This window comes from Chryseobacterium ginsenosidimutans (assembly GCF_039536845.1).
In the GTDB taxonomy this organism is placed as follows: Bacteria; Bacteroidota; Bacteroidia; order Flavobacteriales; family Weeksellaceae; genus Chryseobacterium; species Chryseobacterium ginsenosidimutans_B.
This window is the reverse complement of the sequence record NZ_BAAAZJ010000010.1, coordinates 299,546-324,300: the sequence shown is the minus strand read 5'-3', so window position 1 is coordinate 324,300 and position 24,755 is coordinate 299,546. Positions and strand designations below refer to the sequence as shown.

Sequence of the window (24,755 nt, the reverse complement as noted above, 5' to 3'; positions counted from 1 at the left end):
CATTAATCAATTAGTTTCACTCGAAAATGGCGGCTTGTCTTTTTTTGATGCGAAATCGTATTTTAGTTCCTTCAGTAAACTGTTGAACGGCTAAATGCAAGAAATTGTATCATATAAAAATACATATGGAGAAAAAAATCCTATTTCTTTTAAATTCAATTAAATTTATCCCGTAGGAAAGGTTTAATTGTCTACCTTTAAGTCAAATTAATAATCAAAATATAACGAGTAGTTAGACTGTATTTACATAGGAGAAATCTCCAATTTCTAGTCATAAAAACACCAATCACATTAACTTTTTCAAGACTATACTAATCAATCTGTATTGTTTACAATTTCTAAAAGAAACAAAAAGGAATAGAAATTATTCAAAACAAATGAATTACTGCGTAAGTAGAAGAGCCATAGTCAAAATATAATAGATAAGAACTTATTTATTCTTTGAGGTAAATACACTTCAAAGTCTTATTAATCTGTTTATATGAGGAAATTTTATCAAATTTTATTTTTTTTTATTATTTTTCAAGCCACTGCTCAAGGGGACAGTTTGATAAGATATACTCCTGAACAATTGGCCAATAAATCCTCAATGGCTACCAGACTTAAGGATAAACCATTACTCTGGAAAGTCTATCTGGATGAGATGGAGCGGAAAACCCCTACAGATTCATTAAAAGCAGAAACCTATTACAATTTAGCCTGGGATTTATACAGACAACAGGATTTTGGAATAGATCTTTCAATTAAAATGTTAAATCATGCGCTCGCATCTGCAAAAAAAGCAAATTCAAAACCTGTTACACTTTATTGCTTGGAGAGCCTGAGTACCTTTTATGCCTTAAAAAATGATAACAACAAGGCATTAAAATGCCTTCAGGAAATAAAGGACATTGGTAGTACAGTCTCTGAAAACAGCCCATTATTTGTAACTTTTCAAGCAAGTACAGCTCGGGTATATTCTATAATTGGTGATTTCGAACGATCCATTTCTATTGTAAAAAAATCAAATAGTGATATTGATAAGTATATTTTAAATCATCCGGAATTACCTAAAGACAGTGTAGCGGGGCTGATTTATGAAAAGAAAGGAAACGATATACATCTTGCACAATCATACAATTTTCAAAAAAAGCTAGATTCTGCTTTTTTTTATCTTCAAAAAGCAAAACAGCTTGAAAAGCAGGGTTATAAATTGTACAATAATAATATTTGGGTACAAGAAGCCTTTTACCTGATATTGTCTAAAAAATATGATCAGGCAATTGTAATAGTTAAACAAGCCGATAAGAACGGGTATATTGACACAAAAAACAAACGCTATCGGGCTCTCTATTACTTAGCAATATCTTCCTATTATAAAAAAAACTATACGAAATCTCTTTCTTTTTGTGAACAGGCATTGGCAATTGATGTGAAAATTCCTTCATTTATGAATTTCGAGCTTGAGGTGTATAACTTAGCTATTTTAAATGCAGAGAAACTTCATGATATAACAAAACAGACTTATTATTCAAAAAAATATAATGAAGCTTCGCAAAAACTTAATTATGCTGAAAAGTCTCGATTTATTGCGAAACTATATGATCAGGATGTCGTGATCGCAAAAAAACAACTACAATCAGAAAAAGCTGGAAAAAAATATTTTTACTTTGGCTTGATTTTACTTTCTCTTATATGTGGCTATTTGTGCTGGCATTACATCAAATTAAAAAGAGATCGCAAAAAGTTTAAAGAGATCATTGCATCTTTTGAAAATAATGAACTGGAGAAAAAACTTCAGGAAATAAATAAAAACCCTAAGAATACTCACATAACTCCTTTACAAAATATTGATCGCAAATCAGTCAAAATTAGCTCAGAAGTTGATGAAAAAATTGTAAAACAACTTAATAGTTTTGAAAAAAAAGAACGTTTTCTTTCTCCTAATATTTCCTTAAGCAGTATGGCGAGTGATTTTACTACCAATGCGGCTTATCTTTCTGCCGTCATAAAAAAACACCGTGATACAAATTTTAATGGTTACATCAATGATCTTCGTATCGAATATATTATTAGAAAATTAAAAACTACACCAGAATATTTAAATTATAAAATAGCATATCTTGCAGAAGAATGCGGATTCTCTTCTCACACTGTTTTCATCAGAATTTTCACAGAAAAAACGGGTCTTACCCCTTCAAAATTTATTAATTTTTTGAAGGCAGAAAAGCCTGAATCATAACACAGACAAACTAATAACCAGTATAATATCTTGGAATGAGTAAACTCTATTACGTCTTATTTTTCTTTATTACCTTAGAACTGACAGCCCAAGACAGCCTTGCAAAATACACTCCAAAAGAGCTTGGCTATAAATCTTCAATGGCTACCAGACTTAAGGATAAACCATTATTATGGAAGATCTATTTGGACGCCATGATTCGGAAAAACCCTACAGACTCCTTAAGAACCGACACATATTATAATCTGGCAATAGATACTTACCGTTATACAGACTATAATATAGAATTTTCAACTAAACTAATGAAACAAGCAATTTATTATGCAAAAAGATCGCATAACAATGAATTGTTGTTGTATTGTTTCGATGGATTAGGATCATTTTACGCTATAAAAAATGATAATATCAGAGCATTTCAATGTATAAAAGAAATAAAAAAGCTTCATAATCATGAATCATTAGATGACATAGCCTATCTAAAATTTAATGAATCTAGAATTTATTGGCAAATAGGTGATTTTGAACGGGCTATTTCGATATTATCACATGCCAATAAAAATATTGAAACATATGTGTCTGAACATCCGGCCTTATCAAAGGAAATCAAAACAGGTCTTATTTATGATAGGAAATTAAATTATATAAAGTTGGCAGGATGTTATAATTTTCAAAAGAAATTAGATTCCTCTGCCTATTGTATTAAAAAAATACGTGAAATTGAAAAACAGGGTTATCTCTGGCATAATAATTTTGACTGGATAGAAGAGGCATTCTATCTCGTATTGTCTAAAAAATATGATCACGCCATTGCATATATTGCAGAATCAGAAAAAAAAGGGTTTATAGATAGTAAAGATAAAAAATGCCGAGCTGATTATTATCTGGCAATGTGTTGGGAACAAAAAAAAGATTATGCTAAATCACTCAAATTATGCGAAAAAGCGTTAGATATTCACATCAGAATTCCATCTTTTATAAATTATGAATTGGAACTTTACAGATTAGCAGCATCTAATGCCTCTAAACTCGGAGAAACAAATAAAGAATCTTATTATTCAAGAAAATACAACGAAGCTTCTCAACAACTGGATTATATGGGGAAATCTAAATTTTTGGCAAACCTCTATGAGCAAGATGTTATAGAAGCAAAAGGAGAACTTAAGTCAGAGAAGATCAGAAGTGGTTATCTTTATTTTATTTTCATTATTCTTTTAGTACTTTTTTGTTATTTAATTATACATTATTTAAAATTAAAAAAAGATCGTAAAAAGTTTAAAGCTATCATTGTAGCATTTGAAAATAATGAACTGGAGAATATCTTGCACGAAGCAAATAAAGATTTAGATGATTCTCTAACAATCCAGATTCCGAATATTGATCGTAAAACCATTACATTAAGCTTTGAAGTCGATGAAAAGATAATGAAGCAACTTAGCAAATTTGAGACAAAAGAACGTTTTCTTTCCCCCAACATTTCTTTAAGTAATATGGCAAGTGATTTTAATACAAACTCGGCCTATCTTTCTGCAGTCATAAAAAAACATAAGAATACAAATTTTAATGGCTATATCAATGATAATCGTCTTGAATATATCATTAAGAAATTAAAAACCTCCCCTGAATACCTGAATTACAAAATAGCCTACCTTGCAGAAGAGTGTGGTTTTTCTTCCCACACTGTTTTCATTAGAATTTTCACTCAAAAAACAGGTCTCACTCCTTCAAAATTTATCAATTTTTTAAAAACTGAAAAAATAGATTTACAAATCACATAAATAAAAATAAAATATTGTAAATCAGTTATTTGTGTTATTTATTTGACTCCATAAATTCGGAATTTGTGGAGTCTTTTGTTTTTATAGCACTCTATTTCTGCCTAATCTTACACTATAATATTGCTTTGGTAATCACAAAATTACTTTGAGTTTTAACTAAATTAAAATAATAAGATGAAAAAACAAATTTACACGTTGGCAGTTCTCCTAATGATGGGTTTTGCTGCAAAAGCACAAGTCGGAATTGGTACTCCAACACCTAATTCTTCTTCTATGCTTGATATTACAAGCACAACAAAGGGATTACTCATGCCTAGAATGTCAACAGGGCAGAGAACTTCTATTGCAAGCCCTGCAACGGGACTACAAGTATATGATACAACAACTAATTCTTTCTGGTATTTTAATGGTGCTGTTTGGGTTAATAGTGGTGCTATTTCTGCACAGGACTTACGGCTTTTAACAAATAATAACCACGTTACACAAGATGCAGGCGTGGGTTCTAATGGTACGAACCTGGGGACAGGTTTTAATAATATTGCCATAGGTACAGGTGTACTTAATGCCGTGACATCAGGCGGAAGTAATGTGGGTATCGGTGCTTTGGCTTTAACAGCCAATAGCTTAGGGAATTATAATTATGCTGTAGGAGAAAGTGCTTTAAAAGCTAATACTTCGGGCACTGCAAATGTAGGGCTAGGATTGCAATCACTTCTTGCAAATACAATAGGAAATAATAACGTTGCTTTAGGGTATGTAGCTCTTCAGAGCAATACAACAGGAAGTAATAATACGGCTGTAGGAGTCCAGGCTGGTAATAATATAACGACAGGAACTAATAATATTACAATTGGGGCGGCTACCGCAATAGCGACACCCTCTGCAAGTAATCAATTAAATATCGCGAATAATATTTTCGGAACAGGATTATCCGGATCGGTAACTGCACCTGCTGGAAGAATAGGAATTGGAACCAACAATCCCAGATCACTTTTACATGCTGCCATCGATGCAAGCACATATTCAGGACAGCTTGTAGTTGGAGGCAAAACAATTGAAGATAAAATAATTGAAATAGGTTACAACACCACTACAAATCAAGGGTATATTCAGCCAAGCTGGGCAGGAAATACTTGGTCAGACTTATTGCTTAATCCCAATAACGGAGGGCAGGGTTATGTAGGTATTAACAGCCAGTCACCTCATGGACAGCTGACCTTAGGTAACTTAGTCATGAATAGAAAAATTATCTTATTTGAAACAGTCAATAATGATCATCAGTTTTACGGATTTGGTATAAATGGTGCTACTCTACGTTATCAAACAGATGGTGCAGGTTCTGATCATGTTTTTTATTCGGCTTCTTCGCCAACAACTTCAACCGAATTAGCAAGAATTAAAGGAAATGGAAATGTTGGTATTGGGACATCTGCTCCGATTACAAAGCTAAATGTTGCTGCTAACCAAACAAATTTTACTAATGAACTGGCACAGCTTGTGGTTTCCGGAATAGATACTACGCAAAAATTATTGCTAGGATATAACACAAGTACTGATAATGGTTATATACAGGCAGTACATTCAGGTGTAAATTGGATGAATCTTATTTTACAACCTAATGCAGGTAATGTGGGCATTGGTACAACGACACCAGTAGCTACACTTGATGTAGGAAGCAAATTTAAATTTTACCCCACAGGAGCGCTTGCTAAAACTGATCCGATAATGATAATTGGAAGTACAACGAGTTGGAGCCGTATTGGCACTGGTGGTGGGGCACTGGGACTTTGGGGTGATGGTAATACAGCATCAAACGACTCACCGAATTTATTCATCATGACCAACGGTAATGTGGGTATTGGTACAACGACACCTTCTTCATTACTACATGTAAACGGAGTTATCACAGCTACAAAAATTCAAGGCCCGTCTGACTTCCGATTCAAAAAGAATATTAAACCTATCGAAAATGCTTTAGACAAAGTAGTGAAATTAGGAGGATATACTTATGACTGGAAAGACGCTTCTGAATTTCCTAATCAGAGTTTAGGAAAAGGACATGATATGGGTGTGATTGCACAGGAAGTTGAAAAGCAATTCCCGGAAGCGGTAACCACCAATGCTGATGGATACAAAGCTGTAAGCTATACCGAACTGGTTCCTGCACTGATCGAAGCTGTGAAAACTCTAAAAACGGAGGTTGATGAACTGAAAAAAGAAATAGCCAAAATTAAAAAATAATATTCTGTTTTTTATAATAAAGTTAATGACCGCTTTACATTCTTAAATTCAATTGGAAGAAATTATTTTATGATTTTTTTAATGATAGTTTTCAAAAAATTAGTTTTCATTGTTGGTTGATAGTTCCCCTCTCATTCCAATATAATTTCAACGTAAGGTGGTCATATTTTTTATCATGGTTCTAAAAACATTTAGGTGAAAGTTAATTATTATTCAGTTTTTCAACCTCTTTATAGATTCTAAAACAATAAAAATGAAAAAAATACTTAAATTTTCAGCTTTTCTGCTACTCTTGGTTTCCTTGCCTGTAGTAGCTCAAAATACAGCTTCGGTTTCTGGCAATTGGAATAATTGTGCGACCTGGGGAAACCCAACTACGATTTTCAACAATACAACAGATACTAAAACCATTAACAACGGGGTAGCTGTAACACAAAATACGGCATGGAGCACTAATAATGTTGTATTAAATGGTACAGGAGGAATTACATTTGCCTCTTCTGGTAATTCAATTGATCTTGTAAATGATACTGGAAATGATCAAAGTTGTGTACTTCCAAATTGTCCTACTCCTTCAAACTTAATAGTGAGTGGTATTACTAACACAGGTGCCCCGATTAGTAACCCAGGCATTGTTCCCCAGCTTGGTAATGTAGTTTTCAATCTATCAGGAAATAATATCAGCAGTGCAACCTGGGTGGTTACACCAACCACAGGCGTATTTCCAGTTACAAGCGGGTCTGGTACCAGTACAGGCAATATTAGATTTACCGTGGCAGGAACATATAATATAATCTTTACAGCAAGTAGCACAGGTTCTTGTACAACTACTACAGCTACAGCTACAGCTATTGAAACAGCCGTCGATCCTATTTCGTGTAATCCACCTTTCATTACTTCGGATTTGACAGGGCAAGGTGACTTTTCATCTGGTGAAAGCAAGACCTTTAGTATTACAGCTACCGGTGGAGTTAGAGGTATATATTACGCCATAAATAGAACATATCCTCCATCCAATCAAGCTTTTACTGGTGATTTAATAAAAAGTGGAAATACCTATTCGGTGACACTTTCACGATCATCTTTTCCTTCTTCTTCTGGAACTATTCCAGCCTCTCTATATTTCGTCATATTTAAGGATGCAACTAATGTTTGTCCACAGCCTTCTGTTCTAATTAATTTTAATGTTGCTCCCTAATCCTTTCGTGTGATAGTAATTTAAAATTAATGCAGTAATAATTTAATTAATTAGATAAAACATCGGGATATAAAAAGTCCTGATGTTTTTTAATATAAAAAAGACAATAAACAAATCAATACCAAAAATTAATAATAAAAATTAATAATAAAAAAAACAAATGATGATAAAAAAAATAATCAGCTGTGCAATACTTTTTATAATGGTTTTACTTTTTATAAATACCAATGCACAAAATACAGCTACAACAACAGGTAATTGGAACAACTGTGCTACTTGGGGCAATCCATCTACAATCTTTAATAATACTACAGATACTAAAATCATTAACAACGGGGTTACTGTAACACAAAATACCGCATGGAGTACCAATAATGTTGTATTAAATGGAACCGGAGGAATTACATTTGCATCGTCGTCTAATTCAATTGACTTTGTAAATGATACTGGTAGCGACCAATCCTGCTGTACATTAACAACTCCTGTAGCTACAATATCACAGCCCACTTGTGCTAGTGGTAGTGTAGGTTCAATTACTATTACGCCACAAGCTGGTGCTCAATATTCTATTAATGGAGGAGTAAGTTATCAATCTGGCAATACATTTTCTAATATAAGTCCAGGAAATTACAATATAGTAGTCAGAAGCACAAGTGATACAAGCTGCTTCAAATCAGCTCCTATTACTCTAAATAATCCGGGGATTTGCTGCACCGCTCCAGCTATTACATCAAATCCTGTCAGCGGTACTACAAATGGAGTGAGTAACTATACTTTTTCTGTGGCAGCTACAGGAACAGGTCTTACCTATCAATGGCAACGAGATGGAGTAAATATTTCTGGCGCTACCGGCAATAGTTATTCTACAAATATTCCTGCTACTTATAGTGTGGTTGTTATGGGCACGTGTGGATCTGTAACTTCTACAAATGCAGTACTTACAAACCCATGTACAACGGGTACAGTTTCCACTTATACAGCAAGTGCTCCTTATGTCTATAATCCAAACGGTAATAGTAGCTACACTGTAACGACACATAACGGTATAAATACAGATGCTGTCGGTTGGGATTCTACAGGTGGTTTTACAATTCATTGTGCAGGTACTTATACGGTTGAAGGAGATGTTGTCATGAATATAACTAATCCTGATCCGGCTGGAACAACTACTTCATTGCGTTTAAGTGGTATGGGTGAAATGGCTTATGGCACACAGCATTTTACAGTAACAAAATATATGAATGTTAACGAAAGTCATTATTTTTGGTCATATGTCAGCATAGGTGAAGGTATGAGCTTTATTATTAATAATGGAAAAATTACTAAAATTAATTAAGCACTAATCAATTTCTCAACAATCATAAAGACATCGGGATATAAAAGTCCTGATGTTAAAAGAATAAGCAACATGAATACAGTACAAATCAACGAATACGGTTCAATTTCCAATCTTCAGATCGCTGAGGCGGAAAAACCAAAATTCAGTCATCATCAGGTCTTAATAAAAGTAGAAGCTTCGGCTGTAAACCCTATAGATACAAAAATCAGAGCAGGATATTTGGCCGGCGCACTGCCAAGACTATTTCCAATCAGGCTCGGTTGGGAAGCAGCAGGCAAAATAGAAGCTATCGGTGAGAATGTAAAAGAGCTACAGATCGGCGATGAAGTGTACACCATGATCAACATGGCACAGGGTGGCGCTCAGGCAGAATATGTTGCAGTAAACGCAAACGAAGTAGTCTTAAAACCATTGTCACTGTCATTTATTCAGGCGGCGGCTGTTCCGATGGCAGCAACTACTGCTTACACTGCTTTAAATTTAACTGATGAAGTCAATATCGGGCAAAGAATACTTATTCACGGTGCCGCAGGTGGTGTGGGTACTTTTGCTGTCCAGATTGCTAAAAGAAGAGGATTCCATGTGATTGGCACTGCAACAGGAGATGGGATTGATCTTGTCAAGTCTTTAGGAGCAGATGAAGTTATAGATTATGCCACAACAGATTTTTCAGAGGTCATTAAAAAGGTTGATGTTGTTTTAGATCTGGTTGGCGGAGAGACTCAGTTAAAATCATTTTCATTGCTTAAAAGCAAGGGGTTAATAATTACTACGTTACAATTATTATTATCTCCGAAAAAAATAGAAGAACTCGGAATCAGGGCTCAATCTATATTCACGCTGCCCGATCTATGCAGTTTAACCCGCGCAGCAAGAGAAATAGATAAAGGTATCTTAAAAGTACAAAATCCTATCACGTTGCCTTTCAGTGAAGTACAAAAAGCGCATGATATGATAGAAAACAGGACAGCTAAGGGAAAGATCGTGCTGGTCTTTTAGCTTAAACAAACACTAAGAACAAGTATATGATTTACAATAGCTTAATCGGCAAAACAAGGAAAGATATTCTCGAAAACATAGAAATATCCTGCCTCAATGATCATTGTGATGAAGAGCTCTACTTTTATCTCGGGAAAAGCTATTTCTGGCAAAAAAAATACTTGTGTGTATTTTTTGAAAAAGATACAGTAATACGGTCAAGCATCACCTATAGAAATATTTGGGATAAAAAACTTCATCCATGATTGATTCGAAAAATATTCATATTGGCAAACTTATAGAGACAAGATGGCTGGAATTAAATATTTCAATACAAAGAACAGTTAATTTTTTCAAATGTACAGAAGAAGAAATATTTGCCATGTTTCAGGAAAAAGAATTAAAAACTGAGACACTTCTTAATTGGTCCAAACTATTGCAATATGATTTTTTTAGAATGTATTCTCAATATCTCATCTTATACTCTCCGTCCACTTCTACAGACTACAGAAAAAGAGAAAGTAAAACCAGCTCCCTTCCTTCCTTTAGAAAAAATCTCTATACAAAAGATATTATTGATTTTTTAATGGAACAATTAGCTTCGGGAGAGAAAACAAAACTTCAAATTATTAACGACTATAAAATCCCTAAAACGACTCTCTACAAATGGATAAAAAAATACAACATCAAGAACTGAAAAGACCGGATTATAAAAGAATTTATCAGGATATGATCTCGAAAAAATTTCCTGAAAAGCAGGATCTTTTTGTTTCGGTTTTAGAAAAACAAAACTTGTCTTTTTTTGATGTTTTAAAAATAAGTGATCTTGTTTCCGGAATGCAAAAAAAAGAAACGGTAGTCTTTAATCAAAAGCATAAATCTTATGATCAGGAAAGCATCCGGAAAATATTAGAATATCAAAGAAAAAACAAGCTTAATAATTCTCAGACTGCTATTCATTTCAAATTAAGCAGAAATACCATATCAAAATGGAAAAAGACATTTGATTAAAGTTAAAAAATTAAAACACAATGTAAAAATTTAAAAATGAAAAAAATATGGAGAAAAACACGGCTCGTTTAGAAGCATTTAGCGACGGTATATTTGGTGTTGCCATTACCCTGCTTGCCATCGAAATCGGAATAAAGGAATATGAGGGAGCCAATAACCTCAACCTTTGGGACAAGATCATAGAAAAATGGCCCGAATATTTTACTTATTTTAACTCATTTGCAACAGTTTTACTGATGTGGATGGGGCACAATAAAATTTTTGAACAACTAAAAAAAAGCAATCATTGGGTAGTTCTTTTGAATGGGCTTATGCTGTTGCTGGTTGTGCTTTTCCCTTTCCCGACGAAATTAGTAGGCTCATTTATAGGAACAAACGCACAGGAAACGGCGGTCTCATTTTATGCAGGTTTCACAGGATGTATCACATTGAGTATGCTGTTATTAAACATTGTAATTATTAATAACGAATCTCTATTAATTTCTCCCGAAACAAGTGTTCCCTGGCTTAAAAACATGATAAAAGGACAGATATTGGGTTTTATCGTTTATGAAGCATCAGCAATACTTGCGCTTCAATATTCTGTGATCGCTCTTATGATCACCTTTTTGATGTGGATTTTCTGGGCCATCGTCAGTATGGACAGGGAACGTTCTGTCGAAAAATAAATCTTTTATACATCTAATGATGAAAAAAACAATACTCGTTTCAGCTTTTTTATTAGCTGTTACCAATCCTCTATTGGCACAAGAAAATAATCTTGACAATAACAAAGAAACAGAACTAAAACACTACATGCCGCTCTATCTTGATTTTCCTGCAGAAATGAACGTAAAAAAGGGTTATCAGGAAATAAATATCGCCGGCGGATACGCAGATTTTAAAAACTTTGAAGGAGTGCGTACTTTAATAGAATATGATTTTGCGCCCATTGATAAACTTGGATTTGAAATTGAGGTTCCTTTTATTTTTGTTCATAATAAGCTTCTCGATGAATCTGCCACAGAAAATGAACACATAACAGTACCGGAAGAAGGAGGTGCTGCAGAAGATGCAATGGCTTTGAGAATTGGTTTTAATTATTCATTCCTTACGCTTCCGGAAGCTAAAACCACAATTTCAGCAGGTTATTTCAACGAGTTAGAGACATCTTCTTTTCAGGAATTTAGAAAGCCTTTATTTGTTGCTAATGTTTATAACCCTTTTATAGCTATCGCAAAAATCTGGGGTGAACGGTTCCACACGATGGTTTATACAGGTCCGGCGATAAAGCAGAAATTTAAATCAAACGAAACAAAAACACAGTACAGATTCAATACAATTTTAAGTTATCGCTTTGGAAAAGAAGAAAAAGAAAGCTTTATAGGATTGGAATGCAATCAGACTTTCAGTGCAGAAGATCAGCCACAAATGATTCTAAGACCACAAATCCAGTTACAATTAACTGAGAACTTTAAAATAGGTATTGTTGCCGGTATTCCTGTAAAAACTTCTAACGAATTGAATGGAAGCGGATTTTTAAGACTTATTTATTCACTATAAAAAAGACCTATAAAACAAAAAAGCTATCTAACAGATGGCTTTTTTTGTTTATATAAAATGAATATTGTATATAACTTAACTATTTAAACAACTTTTTCAATAAATAAAAAGTAGAGGCTCCAAAATGAAACCTCTACTTACCAACTAAATTAAAAATTAGGGACCGTGATCCTTACACTATTTTGTTCTTGTTGTAATCAACCATTATATGAAAATAAATTCAGCCAAAATTTTGAACACAAAGTGAGCGATGCCCAGGCCGAATTATAATCAATATGATCTATAAAACTAGTATTTTAGTTGGCAAATAATCTGGTTAAATAAACCACACCATCTGAAGCATTCGTAATTCCGTTATCTGCAATTCTAAGTCTGGTTGTAGAACTGGTTGCCGTGAAAGTCAACTGAATAAAATTATCTCCCGAATTAGAAACAGAATTAATCACAGTACTTCCATTAAGAGCCTGAATAAGCTGGGTAGAATTAAATCCTGAACCAAGCATCCTTACAGACAGTGTATAGCTTTGTCCGACAGTTGTTGCCACATCTCTAAAGATAACTCCTCCTGAAGAAGTATTTCCTGGGTTCAGATACATTCCACACGGGTTTGAAGTGTGTGGTCCCACAGGTCCGGTAGCGCTCCATCCTGACAAACTTCCGCACAAATTATTATCAAAAATATAAGCTGGAGAATTAGTTGTATGTAAGGTAACAACATTAGAATAAATAGTATTTGCAGCACATCCACTTCCTGAGCTGGTAACTTTTAATCTGAATTTCCTTCCTTCTTCTGCCGGGCTTACCCATTTTAGATTTAAAGTCGGGGTAGTACCATTTGTTACGACCATATCGTGATCTGTTTGATCATTTCCTCCCAAACCATATCCGGAAACTGTTATCGGGCTAAAAGTAGAACCTCCATCACGAGAAATTTCCCATGCATAAGTTAAAGTTCCGGAACCCGTAGCCACAGCTGAAAAAGTGGCGGTCTGATTTTCGACATTAATTGTTAGATCTGACGGCTGTGAAGTAATTGCAAGTCCTGTATTTATCGTAACCACAGCAGCACTCGAAGGAGTAGAAGCACACGGGTTACTTACAATTACAGCATAACTCCCCGACACAGCTGCTGAATACGTTGAACCAGTGGCTCCTACAATATCTGCTCCATCTTTTCGCCATTGATAAAGATAAGGGCCGCTACCAGAAGCTGTAACTGATAAATTATGAGTTGCAGGAGAGCAGGCAGAACCACCTATTGGTTGTGTCGTGATTGTTGGTCCAGGACCCGTACAGGCTGTAAAGCTACAGTTTGTCCATGCATTAGCCTGATAACCCCTAAAACAATTTACAGAAAGATCATAAATAATCATTCCATTTATTGGGGTTACTATTGAAGCTGCGCTTGGTACACGAGTAACTAATAATGCTTTATCATTACTTGTTAGATCTAAAATGGCCGAACTTGCTGGTTGTGCAGTGCCTATTCCGACCTGTGAATAAAAGATATTACTTAGAAATAATATCAAGAAAATAATTTGTTTTTTCATTTGCTTAGGTTTAAAAATTATTGTTTATACTGAAAATGTGCTTATTTATTAGCTTACGAATAGTGACTGTCTCTGTTTATTTCTATTTTTTTATTGTTGTTATTTTGAAATAATTTTAATTATTAATATAAATAATCAGGAAACCACTTTCTATAGATTAAAGTAATCCCCTGATTGAAATATGAAGTTTTGTGTCTCTAATTTTTGTTGCAATAATAACCAGGAAATAAGCGATTATAAAGAAATTGATTTCGTAAATTCAATATTTGCGAATAGACTAAAAAGATTTAAATGATTGGTAATCATATATTTGAATACTTAGTTTGTAACAAAAAATTAAAATAAAAATTCATCTCTTGTTTCACTTGTTTTTTGATTGATTAGTCATTGAATATCATAATTTAACAGTATTCGATCTAAGATTTAAACAGTAAACTTAAAAATTAAGTATGATCATCTTCAGTTAAAGTCAATATAGCTAATAGGATATATGGTTTCTTACGTCATGTTTTTAAAAGTATTAATTTGTAAATCAAACAAATATATTATTCTATGAAAACAGCCTATTTATGTGTCCGTGTAAGTACAGACGAGCAAAAAAGAAAAGGTTATTCTTTACCAGAGCAGGAAGATAAATTATTGAAGTATTGTGAAAATAACAATATCGAAGTTAAAGGTATCTATCGGGAAGATTTCTCTGCAAAAAATTTCAACAGACCTGAGTGGAAGGTGTTATTCTCCGAAATTAAAAAGAAATCTTCAGGAGAAGATAAAAATATCCTGTTTATTAAATGGGATCGATTTAGTCGCAATGCTGAATATGCGTATAAAATGATAGGTATGCTTAGAAAATATAGAACAACAGCAATGGCTATTGATCAGCCTGTAGATTTTTCAGTTCCAGAAAGTACAGTTATGCTTGCTGTATACCTTTCTGTACCAGAAGCCGAAAACAGTAGGAGAGCCCAGAATACAGCAAATGAGATTCGTCGGGCGAAACTAATGGGTAGATATACTAATAAAGTTCCTTTAGGATTTATTAATCTAACATTGTTAGATGGTAAAAAAATAATTACTCCTAAACAACCGGAAGCAGAGATTATAAAATGGGTATTCCATCAACTTTCAAAAAATATTCACAAAATAGAAGAGATTAGAAAAATGGCGACTGATAAAGGTTTGATATGCTCACGATCGCATTTTTCAGGTTGATACGTAATCCGGTTTATTGTGGTCTTATATTAATAAATATTAACCCTGCAGAACAACAAATGGTTAAAGAAATGCGTGAGGCATTAATTTCTGAAAGACAGTTTTATGACGTCCAGAGTATTATTACAACGAAAAGACAAGTTATCGCTAAAGCAGATACTCTAAAAGCTACATTTTTTCTAAGAGGATTCTTAATATGTCCCCATTGTAATCAAAAACTGAGTGGAAGCGATTCCTTCTGTTGATGCTGCAAAAAAAATTGCAGATGCTCTTGGCGTAAGTTTAGATTATTTGGTTGGTGAGACCAATCAGGTTTCTTTTGATAAAAGAACTGTGGAAAGAATTAAAGATTTGGAACAATTGGAGGAGAGTAAAAAGCAAACACTTTATGATCTGATAGATACCTACATCCGGGATTGTAAAACTAGAAAAGCGTATTCGTAAAAATATTGCAATACTCTATAAACACAAAACCCACCGCAATTGCGGTGGGTTATTTTTATCTGTTCAAAGTCACAAACTTTGTTAAGGGGAATATTTTATGCTTCTGTAAATTTTGACCGTATTGTCTTGTGAAAAAAGATCAATAATGTTATTGAGCTTATTAGTATTTTAAATAAAGCATCTTGATTGATCATTTTTTGTGAAGTAAAATATGCATAAATAATATACTCAATCAATAGAATTATAATAATACTAGCTACAAAAATTAAAGATTTCTTTGCCTTAAAACCAAAATATAGAGGAGTAGCAAATAAAATTATATCAACAATTGGAAAAAACAAAACAATCCATAAATAATAGAATAAATCTTGTCCATTTCTTATATTATTAATTTGTAATAATTTAAATTCATTATTTATAACCATTAGTAAAATGTAAAATATTAAATATTTTAAAATTATACTAATGCAAATGTTTAAGAATGTAGGTTTTAACATATTAATTTCTTTTATAAAATTTTGATGGATAATATGAAAAATCATATACTGGTTTAGGTCTTAATGTCCCGTAACCATCTTTAAATGGATTCATATTTGAGATACCTTTAAGAGGCGCAGTGTGAGTACCAACAAAAGAAGGTTGTTTATAATTCATTAAAGTTGTTCCTGTATTATTAAGCTTTAAAGTTGCTGAAGGAAATACGTTAGTATAAGCATCTACAGATAAGTTACCATTATCTTTATTGAAACTTATATTTAATTTCTGAGCAACATCAACTATTTTAAAGCCCATAGAATTTAATCCTGATTCTTCAAAGCTAGGAACACTTGCATGTTGTTCATAGTTTACAGATGTTCCAGATTGTGTAAAATAATTATTACTTCCCCCTTCTCCTGGATAAAAATCTCTTCCCGAAAATAAACCAAAAGTTTTCCCTACAGGATCAGCATTTTTTGTAGCTGATAATCCTGTTAATTCACCTTGTGAATTTTCTTGAGCAGAAATATTAATTGTAGTTGTTAATTTATCTCCTTCCGGAAGGCTTCCTAAAGGTCCATCATAATTACTGCCAATGTAGCTATTAAATGTGAATGATAAACTTTTCCCTAAATAAGTTTCCCCTGCTTTAGTAGAGGCTTGAGAATTTGCATTTTTATCCCAATAAATCGAGCCGTCTTTTCTTTCTACAAAATCATTAACTCCACGTCCATCAGGATCAATGAAACGGATAGGATTGTTTATAGCATAATTATAAACAGAATGTCTTCGATATTGTTCCGCCAGTGGATCCACAACTCCCCATCGTCCAAGATCAGGCATATAAAATCTCGCTCCATAATCATACATACCGCTTTCCTGCAGTTCCTTACCATTGTACTTATAATTCTTATAAGAACTCGTCCCAAAGAATGAAGTTCCGCTCTTTAAATGATTCATACCAAAAGGATAATAATCATTAGCATCTACAATTTCAAGAGCATTTGAAGTATTTCTTCCAAAGCTCACCCTCACATTTCCTAAATGATCTTTATACTGGTAAATGTACTGATTTTTTACATAATCATAAAATCCTTCCGCCGTTGGGAAAAACTGTAAATCAGGATTTTTCAAACTTGTAGGCGGTGGAGGTGGATCAAATAACAATGTTGTATCATTCAGAGTATAAGCCTGTGTTTCCAATGCACGGCTTGTCTCCGAATTTGCCATTAAAGATTCAGAACCTCCGCCGCCTCCCGGAGGACTGGCAGGTGGTCTGGACATATACTGGAACCCATCAAGGTAATCTGTAATTTTTATATCGGTTAGAGGTCCTGTCAACCCTTCAATAGTAGTTGAGTTTGTTTTGCTGAGCTTTACTCCGTCTGCACTGTATTTAGTATCAATGACAACCAATTCATTGCTGCTTTTACTGTACTCAAGATGTTTAGGCAAATTAAGATAGTTATATTGTATTGTACCAATACCTTTATCATACATATTAATCATATTGCCATTCAGGTCATAATCAATAGTTTGTCCTCCTCCTTCATAGCCTGTAGCATTGTAAGCAGAGTCGTTGATATTGGTAAGCTTATTACTGTTACCTCCTGATGCATAAACATATCCCAGATTATCAATTAAAGTTGGAGTTGTATTTCCATATTCTGTTACAGAAGTCCTGTACAGGTTGGTAATATTTCCGTTTAGGTCATAATCTAACAATTCCGTATTTTCTTTACTATTAGGATTTTGAGGATTCTGATAATATCCTGCTGTTAATCTGTTCAGTTTATCGTAGGCATAACCATATCTTTTGGGGGTAAGAGATGGATTGTTCCCAATATTTTCTACACTTCTCCAGTCGACCTCGGCAATGTTCCCATTGTATTTTATCGATACGTTTTTACCGGGAAACTGAGCCGGGTCAGGATTATCGATTCCGTCTTTTTGGGTGTACTTAATTTTATAAGAAAATAATTTTCCACCAAGATCAGTAACCGGCATCTGATCTTTATTGATATCTGTCAGCCAACCGCGGATATTATAATTGTAATCAATACTCTGCAGATTATTTCCGACTTTTTTATTGCTAAGTTGAGATAATTCGTTATAAGTATTGTCTGCTAAAACAACTTCAGGCTTATCATCTACCTTGTGATAATGTTGTAATAATCTGTTCTGGTTATCATAAATAAAACCTTCGGTTATAAATACTCCAGTTTCTCCCTGTTTTCTTAAATGAGAGGTATTGTTTCTTCCTACAACTCCGGCAAAGTCCAGCAAAGTTTCTGTTTTGGTATAGCCTCCCAGATGATTGATGGAGTGGGTTCCGATTGCTCTTCCTTTTGTGTCATACCAGGTATAATTCTTCGTCCAGTTATCGTCTTCTATATTTTTTACAAGACTCATCACAGGAAGACTTTTAGTACTCGTTGATTCAGTAGATGAAGCATCTGTCAAAGTTGCCTGTCCCAAAATATTTGCTGGGAAAGTCGGATTAAAACCGTAAGCAGGATATGTATCATAATAATTCACTGAGAGTAATTTTACCCAGCGTGATGAATTGGGATAGGTCTGGTCATAATTCTCATAATATCCTTCTATACCTTGTACGATAAAGGAAACATAGGGACTTCTTCTCACACTACTGTTTCCTGTGGTATCTGCATTATTCTGTTCAGAGAGCCGTGTGTTTCCGTAACCAATGCTTAATCCCGTCATAACGATTCTTCCAAACTGGTCATATTTGGTATACAGCCATTGATTGTTAGCTCTCAGATTAGCATCCTGAGTGGCGACTAAACGATCTGCCTTGTCATACACCATATATTCCCAGCCTTTTCCGGGAAGCTTCTTTTCTACTAATCGATTTCTGCCATCATACTTGTATTGATAACAAAGATCATTTAGTGCGGAATTGGGATCTGAAGCAACAGCCGCCTTTGGTGAAATAACAAAGGCAAGTTGATTGTATTCATTATACACATAATAAGTGTCTGCATTTTCTGTAGCACTGATTACTTTTCTTACCAATAATACCTGTCCTTCTCCATTTTTGAATTCTATGGTTGCATTGCCGTCTTCATCGGTTACCGTATTTTTATATAATTGCGCAGTCCCATAATTAGTAGACTGGCTGAGAACAGAACTTGTAGCACCATTTACCCAAGTAGTAACCGTAGTATATTTTTTAACGGCATCTGCTGTGGTATTGGCATCATATCCAAACTGGACAGGTTTATTATTCCAGTCATTACCAACCTGCTTTTGCTGTAAAATCCTGTCCAAAGGAGAGTTTTCCAATATCTTTTCTGAAAATATTTTTTCTGCTCCGTAAAGGGTAGGTTGTGTTGCATTGCTCAAAGGAGTAGTATAGATAGCTCCGTTTTGCGTTCCTTGTTGTGGAACGGGAAGATAATCTTTTACCTGTCTTCCGAAACCGTCGTATTCTATGTGGGTTACAACATCTTTTCCCGTCGGGGAAGCCTTTACGTTCACTGCCTGTTTGGGTCTGCCCAAACCATCGAAGTACTGAACGGTTTCTATTTGTTTTGCCGTAGAGCTGCTTGTGGTAACAGGCTCTAAATAAGTTCTGCTTTGGATATAGTTTTCTGTGGAACTCAGCTGCGCATGAACTAAACCTGATAACAGCAAAGTTCCTATGGGGATTAATATTTTTTTCATCGTGTATTAGTTTTTGTAATTGTATTTGAATTCTTTCAGGATATTTCCTGCCTGATTATTCTCCCTGATCTCTTTCAGCCTGTTGGCAGAATCGTAGATATACACCTCCCTGATTCCTGACGGAGGGGTAATGCTTCTTACCCCGATCAGTGGATCGTAGGTATAAGTCGTTACCTGATACCCTGCCATAGAAGGATCTTTTCTGAATGTATCCAATAAAGCAAGGAATGCAGATTCATCATTTGAAGCAGTTGCAGACGCATCCGTGTCGGAAGCCGTGACAATAGCATCAATTAATGACTGTTGGATATCTGAAAGTTTTGCTCCTGTAATTTTTGCAATCGGTTGGGTTTGATTATAGCCCCAGATAATTGTTGTGGAAATCCCATCCTTTGTCGTGTATTGCTGTAAATTACCCTTTAGATCATATTTATCGTAAGTGATGTCTGTTGTAGGAGTATTATTTTGAAGATCATAAGATTTTACGGAAATTGGTAATATCAGATTTCCTGCCTGCGGCGTTGGAAGGGAAGTGGGGTAAACAGTTTCTGATTTGCCCAATGGTTTGGTAACACCATTAACAGTTTTAGTTGTAATTGTTTCCAAAGGAATGCCGATCATGTTTTTGGAGATCATTAATTGGTTGTTCTTTTCGTGGGCGTAACTGTAAGAAGTTTCATTTACAACGCCATCACTCGCCGTAGTTTGTTTCATCAATTGATGATGATTGGTTGAAGAAGTGAAAGTTTTTGTAGTTGATACAATATCCTGATTTCCTAAATGCTCTGTGGTTGTTTTGATGAAGTCTCCATTCTCATCAAAATTCTGGAATTTGTAATAATAGCTGTCAAACGGATACCCCGTTCCTATCGCTATAAAATCTGTCATATTTTTAGGTTTGAAAACCATATCATAGTCAATACCATACACCATTTTAGGTTTAATGGTATTTTCATCTGTAACATAATACTGATAAGATTCTTCCTGTCTGTTTCCTAAATTATTAAACAGGATTTTTCCGTTTTTAGGATAATCGAAACAAGGAAGTGTAGAAGAAGCTCTTAAAAAATTTCCTTCCATATTATTATAAAAACATGATCCTAAATAATCTCCTAATATTGTCTTATTTTCAAATACTGAATTAATTGTGATCTTTTGATTAAAAGATATATTTACCTTATCTTCTTTAGCAGCCGTATAGGAAATCATTCTGCCGCTTCCGGTCTGTAAAGGAAATCTGCTTTGAGAATTGACAAAGTTTTTTCCAGGAATCTGCTGAAGAAAATCAAGTTCAAAATTACTGATTCCTGATTCTACACCGTTTTCATTTTTATAATCGTAGTCTCTTGCAAGAACCAAAGCATTATTTTCATTGTAGTTTTCAATTCGTTTCACCCGTAAACCTCCAAAAGGAACTTCTACGCCGTAAGCTGTATTTCTTGCCAGATTAGGGTCAATTTCTTTCCAACTGACATCTACAGTGGCTTCATCGGCATTATAATCAAAAAGCTGACTGTTCGGTGTATTTGGATTTCCCGCATACACCTGCACCTGAATGGTATTTGAAGCCGTTAATTGGTTATAGGGTATTTCAATAACTCTTGTTGTGTTAGTCAGTAGTTTTTGTGATAGAAGCTCTACGTTATTTGAATTAAATATTTTATAATAAATAGAACAGCTTCCGTTGGTAGGTAACGTAAGATCCGGATAAATACATTTTGTCGTATTTGTATTAAGCTCAAACTTGATACTATTCTGATTAGTCAGTTTATTAAAATCAATATTCAAAGGAATATTGTAGGTTTTATTAGTCTGTTGTGTCGGATTTTCTGAAGTAGAAAAATATTTATCAGCTAATGCGTAAGGAATAATGTCGTGTATTTTATATGTCCTTTTAATATCCTGCTCAAAAAATATCCCTTTGTTGCTTTCAGAATAAAATTTAGTTTTTCCTCCGGTTGGTAAAATAATTTCTTCCAGCTGACCTGCTTTTGCAAAATCCGGATTTACATTTCTGTCATTTTCTTCTTCAAAAACAAGATCTATACTTGGCGTTAATCCTAAATTGGCTGTCTTCCCATTGTAATATCCCCACCAGTCTCTGGCATAAGAAAATCGGTGCGGAAGTAATTGGCTGTTATAATTAAACTGATAAGAATTATGTAAATTAACATCACCAAACCATACTTTTTTAAGAATCAGTCTCTTAGTAATATTGCTATTATCCTCCATATGGTTACACGAATAAATAGGTATAGATGGTGGAAGAGAGACCATATAATCATATTGAAAACTGATTTTGTCTACGTTTCTTCCATAACTGTCATTTATGTCAATAGATTCCAGCTTTTTGTTGGTAATATCGTCAAGACGGTCGGATTTGTTGAACTTAACTTCTCCAAAAGTTCCATAAATCCTTTTGATCTGATACGTATAGCCTTTTGTTCTTGAAAAACTGGTGTATACTGTACCTCTGGTATCATTGGGATCAAAAGAATCAACTGTTTTTGACTGTCCTGCTAGTTCACAGGTATCATAAAATGTCCCATCCTCATACTCAAAATTCAATTCATTATTTTGAGGGCTAATCATTTTTTCCAGTATCCATGTTTGGGCATAAGTTCCCTGCTGTCCTGTTGGCTCAGTTCCGATTGATGTTCCTCCGTGCGTATAGGTATGAGAAAAGCTTAAGGTATTACCGATTTTATAAATATATTGAAATCCTGTCGGACTTGTAATGGTCCATTTTCCTGAGGTAGTATTATAATTAATTTTATAATCCGAATCAGGAAACTGTACAAATTGTCCCACGGGGTTTTCAGCACTTCTTTCCTGATTGATCATAAATGAAAGGCTTTGTCCGTCGGGTAAGACTACTTTATAGTCATCAGATTCTAAATCCAGCGCCCCATTTCTGTACCTGTTGTCAAGATCATACGCTGCACTTGAGGGAAGTGTTCCCTGTTCTACCTTACGCATGAGTTCGGTAGCAATCGGAACGGTATATTGTGTTTCGTAGAAAAAACCTCCCGGAGAATCATCTGGAAGTTGTCGTACCGTTCTCACCAGTGACGGGGTGGATAGTGACCAACCTAATCCTACCCACGGGGATTTTTCATTAACGGCAATACCGCTGTAGTTATAAGATAATCTTACATCATATATAATATCAGTGCTTTTTATGGTATAAATAGGAACTGAAATATCCGGATTTCCTGAGTTTAGGGAAACAGGATTTTCAAAATTTTTTAATAAAGAATTGACCTCCGGAACCTGCGGTACAATTTTCTGATAGATATCAGCTGCTGACTGGCTCATGTAAAAATTATAGGCAAGCAGTCCCGTCATGTAAATATATTTTTTCATCATGGTTTATTTCTTAATGAGTTTTGCGTTAGCAGTTTTATTCGTATCCGTTTTAATAACGACTAGATAAGCCCCCTGAATTAATGGTTGTGTATTGATCTTGGTTACTTTGTTTTTCGTTTTCAGACTCTGCAGCTTTCTTCCTCCCATATCATACACCGAGATCTCCGCTTCAAACGCTCCCTCTCTCAGGCCCTCAAATCCAAGCTCCACATACGCATAATCTGACACAGGGTTCGGATAGATTTTAATATCCTGTTTTTCGATTAACTGATCAATCTGCTTATCTCCCAGTTTTACAATCTTCCAATTTTCTTTTCCGAGCTCTTCCGCACTCGTACCCGCCAACACAATAGATCCGTCTCTGTTTAACTTAATGTCTGAAAGCCTTTCTTCACGTTTACTGGATTCGCCTTTCACATGTTTTCTCCACTGCTCATTGCCGTTTTGATCCAGATACAGCATCCAGAATTTTTCATCATCTGTTTCAACTCTTCCTTCCGACTGCGTGTAACCTCCGAGTAAAATGCCTGTGGTTGATGGTTGATTGTTGTTGGTTGATGGGTTATGGATGACACTCATTCCCATCAATACATCTCGGTTTTTGAAATTATAAGACTTCTGCCAGATTTCTTCGCCTCTTTCATTGAGTGAAATCAACCACAAGTCTGTTCCTTCTTCTATTCCGACAGATTTATTTCCTGATCTTTCCGATCTTGATTCTCCACCGATTAAATAGCCTGTTGAAGTCAAAGCCAAGGTTCTTAAATGATCATCGCCTTTTCCTCCGAAGCTCTTTTCCCATTCTACTTTGCCGTCTTTGTTCAATTTGATGATCCAATAATCTCCTTCACCAAAATTTTCGGTTTTCTTGGATCCTCCGACATTGCTTCTGGAATAAACTCCGAGTAAGGCTCCGCCATCTTTCGTCGGAATCATTTTTTCCACTTCATCGAGTCCTTTTCCGCCTAAAACGAGTTGGGATAATTCTTTTCCGTTTTTATCGAGTCTTACAACCAGAACATCTTTTGATCCGTAACCTTTTGCAGAGTTCTGAACGTTTCCTGCAACGAAAAATCCTAAATCTGTAGTTTGAATAACTGATCTTGCTTCTTCATCAGATGTTCCGCCGATTGTTTTTTGCCACATTTCGTCTCCGAATTCATTGATTCTGATGAGCCAGATATCAGATCCTCCTTTGGATTCTTCTTTTTTATCCAAGCCTTTTCCACTGTAAGAAGTGCCCGCTAAAACGAAACCTCCTTCCTGAGTATTCACCGCCCCTGAAAGGAAATCATGGTTTTTCCCTGAGAAATATTTTTCCCAGACTTCTTCCCCCTGTTGATTCAGCTTAACCAAATGAAGGTCGTAGCCATTGTTTTGTTTTTGGTTGTTAGGTGATTGTTGACTGTTGTTAGCCCGAATGGAGCTTCCCGTAATCAGATATTGCTGATCGATGGTGGTGGTGACCTGAGAAAGGAAATCCTGCGTTGAGGATTTAATGTCCCGTTGCCAGACCAATTCCTGTGAGTACAGTGCTGAAACTGTGCATAGTAGTAATGCACTAAAGTAAAATCTTTTCATACCTAGTGTTTGGATTTTATATTAAATTGTAAAATTTCATGGAAAGTACGTTTAAAACCATGCTAAGATGATTTTAAAGCTTTGGTTATTCGTTTGTTTCGCATAATGGAAAATGCATTCATAGAGCCGG

Annotated in this window: 17 protein-coding genes; 13 read left to right on the top strand and 4 right to left on the bottom strand. The window is 34.7% G+C overall.

Annotation, left to right across the window (positions count from 1 at the left end; all coding sequences use genetic code 11):
* Window positions 1–589 precede the first annotated feature (589 nt).
* From ABD745_RS13495 to ABD745_RS13450, 10 genes are all read left to right on the top strand, one after another.
* Complete coding sequence (locus ABD745_RS13495) at window positions 590–2,221, top strand: helix-turn-helix domain-containing protein (RefSeq protein WP_344830754.1); 1,632 nt, start codon at window positions 590–592, stop codon at window positions 2,219–2,221.
* A 35-nt stretch (window positions 2,222–2,256) separates the two neighbouring features.
* Window positions 2,257–3,996, top strand: coding sequence for a helix-turn-helix domain-containing protein (locus tag ABD745_RS13490; protein WP_344830752.1), 1,740 nt, complete (start codon window positions 2,257–2,259; stop codon window positions 3,994–3,996).
* 174 nt (window positions 3,997–4,170) lie between these two features.
* Entirely contained in the window at window positions 4,171–6,237 is a 2,067-nt protein-coding gene (locus ABD745_RS13485; protein WP_344830749.1) for a tail fiber domain-containing protein, read from the top strand.
* A 253-nt stretch (window positions 6,238–6,490) separates the two neighbouring features.
* A complete protein-coding gene (locus ABD745_RS13480; protein ID WP_344830746.1) occupies window positions 6,491–7,435 on the top strand; it encodes a hypothetical protein in 945 nt (314 codons plus the stop codon).
* Between the two features lie 160 nt (window positions 7,436–7,595).
* Window positions 7,596–8,771: a hypothetical protein gene (locus ABD745_RS13475; protein WP_344830744.1), complete on the top strand. Its 1,176-nt coding sequence runs from the start codon at window positions 7,596–7,598 to the stop codon at window positions 8,769–8,771.
* A 72-nt stretch (window positions 8,772–8,843) separates the two neighbouring features.
* Window positions 8,844–9,773, top strand: a complete 930-nt coding sequence (locus ABD745_RS13470; protein ID WP_344830740.1) for an NADP-dependent oxidoreductase — start codon at window positions 8,844–8,846, stop codon at window positions 9,771–9,773.
* Between the two features lie 241 nt (window positions 9,774–10,014).
* Window positions 10,015–10,449, top strand: coding sequence for a transposase (locus tag ABD745_RS13465; protein ID WP_344830738.1), 435 nt, complete (start codon window positions 10,015–10,017; stop codon window positions 10,447–10,449).
* Window positions 10,419–10,763 carry a helix-turn-helix domain-containing protein gene (locus tag ABD745_RS13460; RefSeq protein ID WP_344830734.1) on the top strand — a complete coding sequence of 115 codons (345 nt, stop codon included), beginning with the start codon at window positions 10,419–10,421 and terminating at the stop codon, window positions 10,761–10,763. Before ABD745_RS13465 ends, ABD745_RS13460 begins: the two co-directional genes overlap by 31 nt.
* 47 nt (window positions 10,764–10,810) lie before the next feature.
* Window positions 10,811–11,431, top strand: a complete 621-nt coding sequence (locus ABD745_RS13455) for a TMEM175 family protein (RefSeq protein WP_344830731.1) — start codon at window positions 10,811–10,813, stop codon at window positions 11,429–11,431.
* A gap of 19 nt (window positions 11,432–11,450) precedes the next feature.
* The gene (locus ABD745_RS13450; protein ID WP_344830729.1) at window positions 11,451–12,305 is read left to right on the top strand and encodes an HAEPLYID family protein; all 855 of its coding nucleotides are present in this window, start codon (window positions 11,451–11,453) and stop codon (window positions 12,303–12,305) included.
* A gap of 296 nt (window positions 12,306–12,601) precedes the next feature.
* Here ABD745_RS13450 and ABD745_RS13445 read toward each other — a convergent pair whose 3' ends face one another.
* Window positions 12,602–13,855, bottom strand: coding sequence for a hypothetical protein (locus ABD745_RS13445; RefSeq protein WP_344830727.1), 1,254 nt, complete (start codon window positions 13,853–13,855; stop codon window positions 12,602–12,604).
* A 552-nt stretch (window positions 13,856–14,407) separates the two neighbouring features.
* Here ABD745_RS13445 and ABD745_RS13440 point away from each other — a divergent pair.
* The 3 genes from ABD745_RS13440 to ABD745_RS13430 are packed head-to-tail and all read left to right on the top strand — an operon-like array spanning window position 14,408 to window position 15,511.
* Window positions 14,408–15,067, top strand: coding sequence for a recombinase family protein (locus ABD745_RS13440; RefSeq protein WP_344830722.1), 660 nt, complete (start codon window positions 14,408–14,410; stop codon window positions 15,065–15,067).
* Window positions 15,040–15,312, top strand: a complete 273-nt coding sequence (locus ABD745_RS13435) for a recombinase family protein (RefSeq protein ID WP_344830718.1) — start codon at window positions 15,040–15,042, stop codon at window positions 15,310–15,312. The genes ABD745_RS13440 and ABD745_RS13435 overlap by 28 nt, the downstream gene beginning before the upstream one ends.
* Complete coding sequence (locus tag ABD745_RS13430; protein ID WP_344830716.1) at window positions 15,290–15,511, top strand: hypothetical protein; 222 nt, start codon at window positions 15,290–15,292, stop codon at window positions 15,509–15,511. The genes ABD745_RS13435 and ABD745_RS13430 overlap by 23 nt, the downstream gene beginning before the upstream one ends.
* Before the next feature lie 498 nt (window positions 15,512–16,009).
* On the opposite strand, the gene ABD745_RS13425 is transcribed toward ABD745_RS13430, so the two are convergent.
* The 3 genes from ABD745_RS13425 to ABD745_RS13415 are packed head-to-tail and all read right to left on the bottom strand — an operon-like array spanning window position 16,010 to window position 24,625.
* Window positions 16,010–19,675, bottom strand: a complete 3,666-nt coding sequence (locus ABD745_RS13425; protein WP_344830712.1) for a DUF6443 domain-containing protein — start codon at window positions 19,673–19,675, stop codon at window positions 16,010–16,012.
* A 6-nt stretch (window positions 19,676–19,681) separates the two neighbouring features.
* Window positions 19,682–23,041, bottom strand: a complete 3,360-nt coding sequence (locus tag ABD745_RS13420; protein WP_344830709.1) for a hypothetical protein — start codon at window positions 23,039–23,041, stop codon at window positions 19,682–19,684.
* Window positions 23,042–23,047: 6 nt separating this feature from the next.
* Window positions 23,048–24,625 (bottom strand): T9SS type A sorting domain-containing protein, encoded by a 1,578-nt coding sequence (locus tag ABD745_RS13415; protein ID WP_344830706.1) that lies wholly within the window; start codon window positions 24,623–24,625, stop codon window positions 23,048–23,050.
* Between the last annotated feature and the right edge of the window lie 130 nt (window positions 24,626–24,755).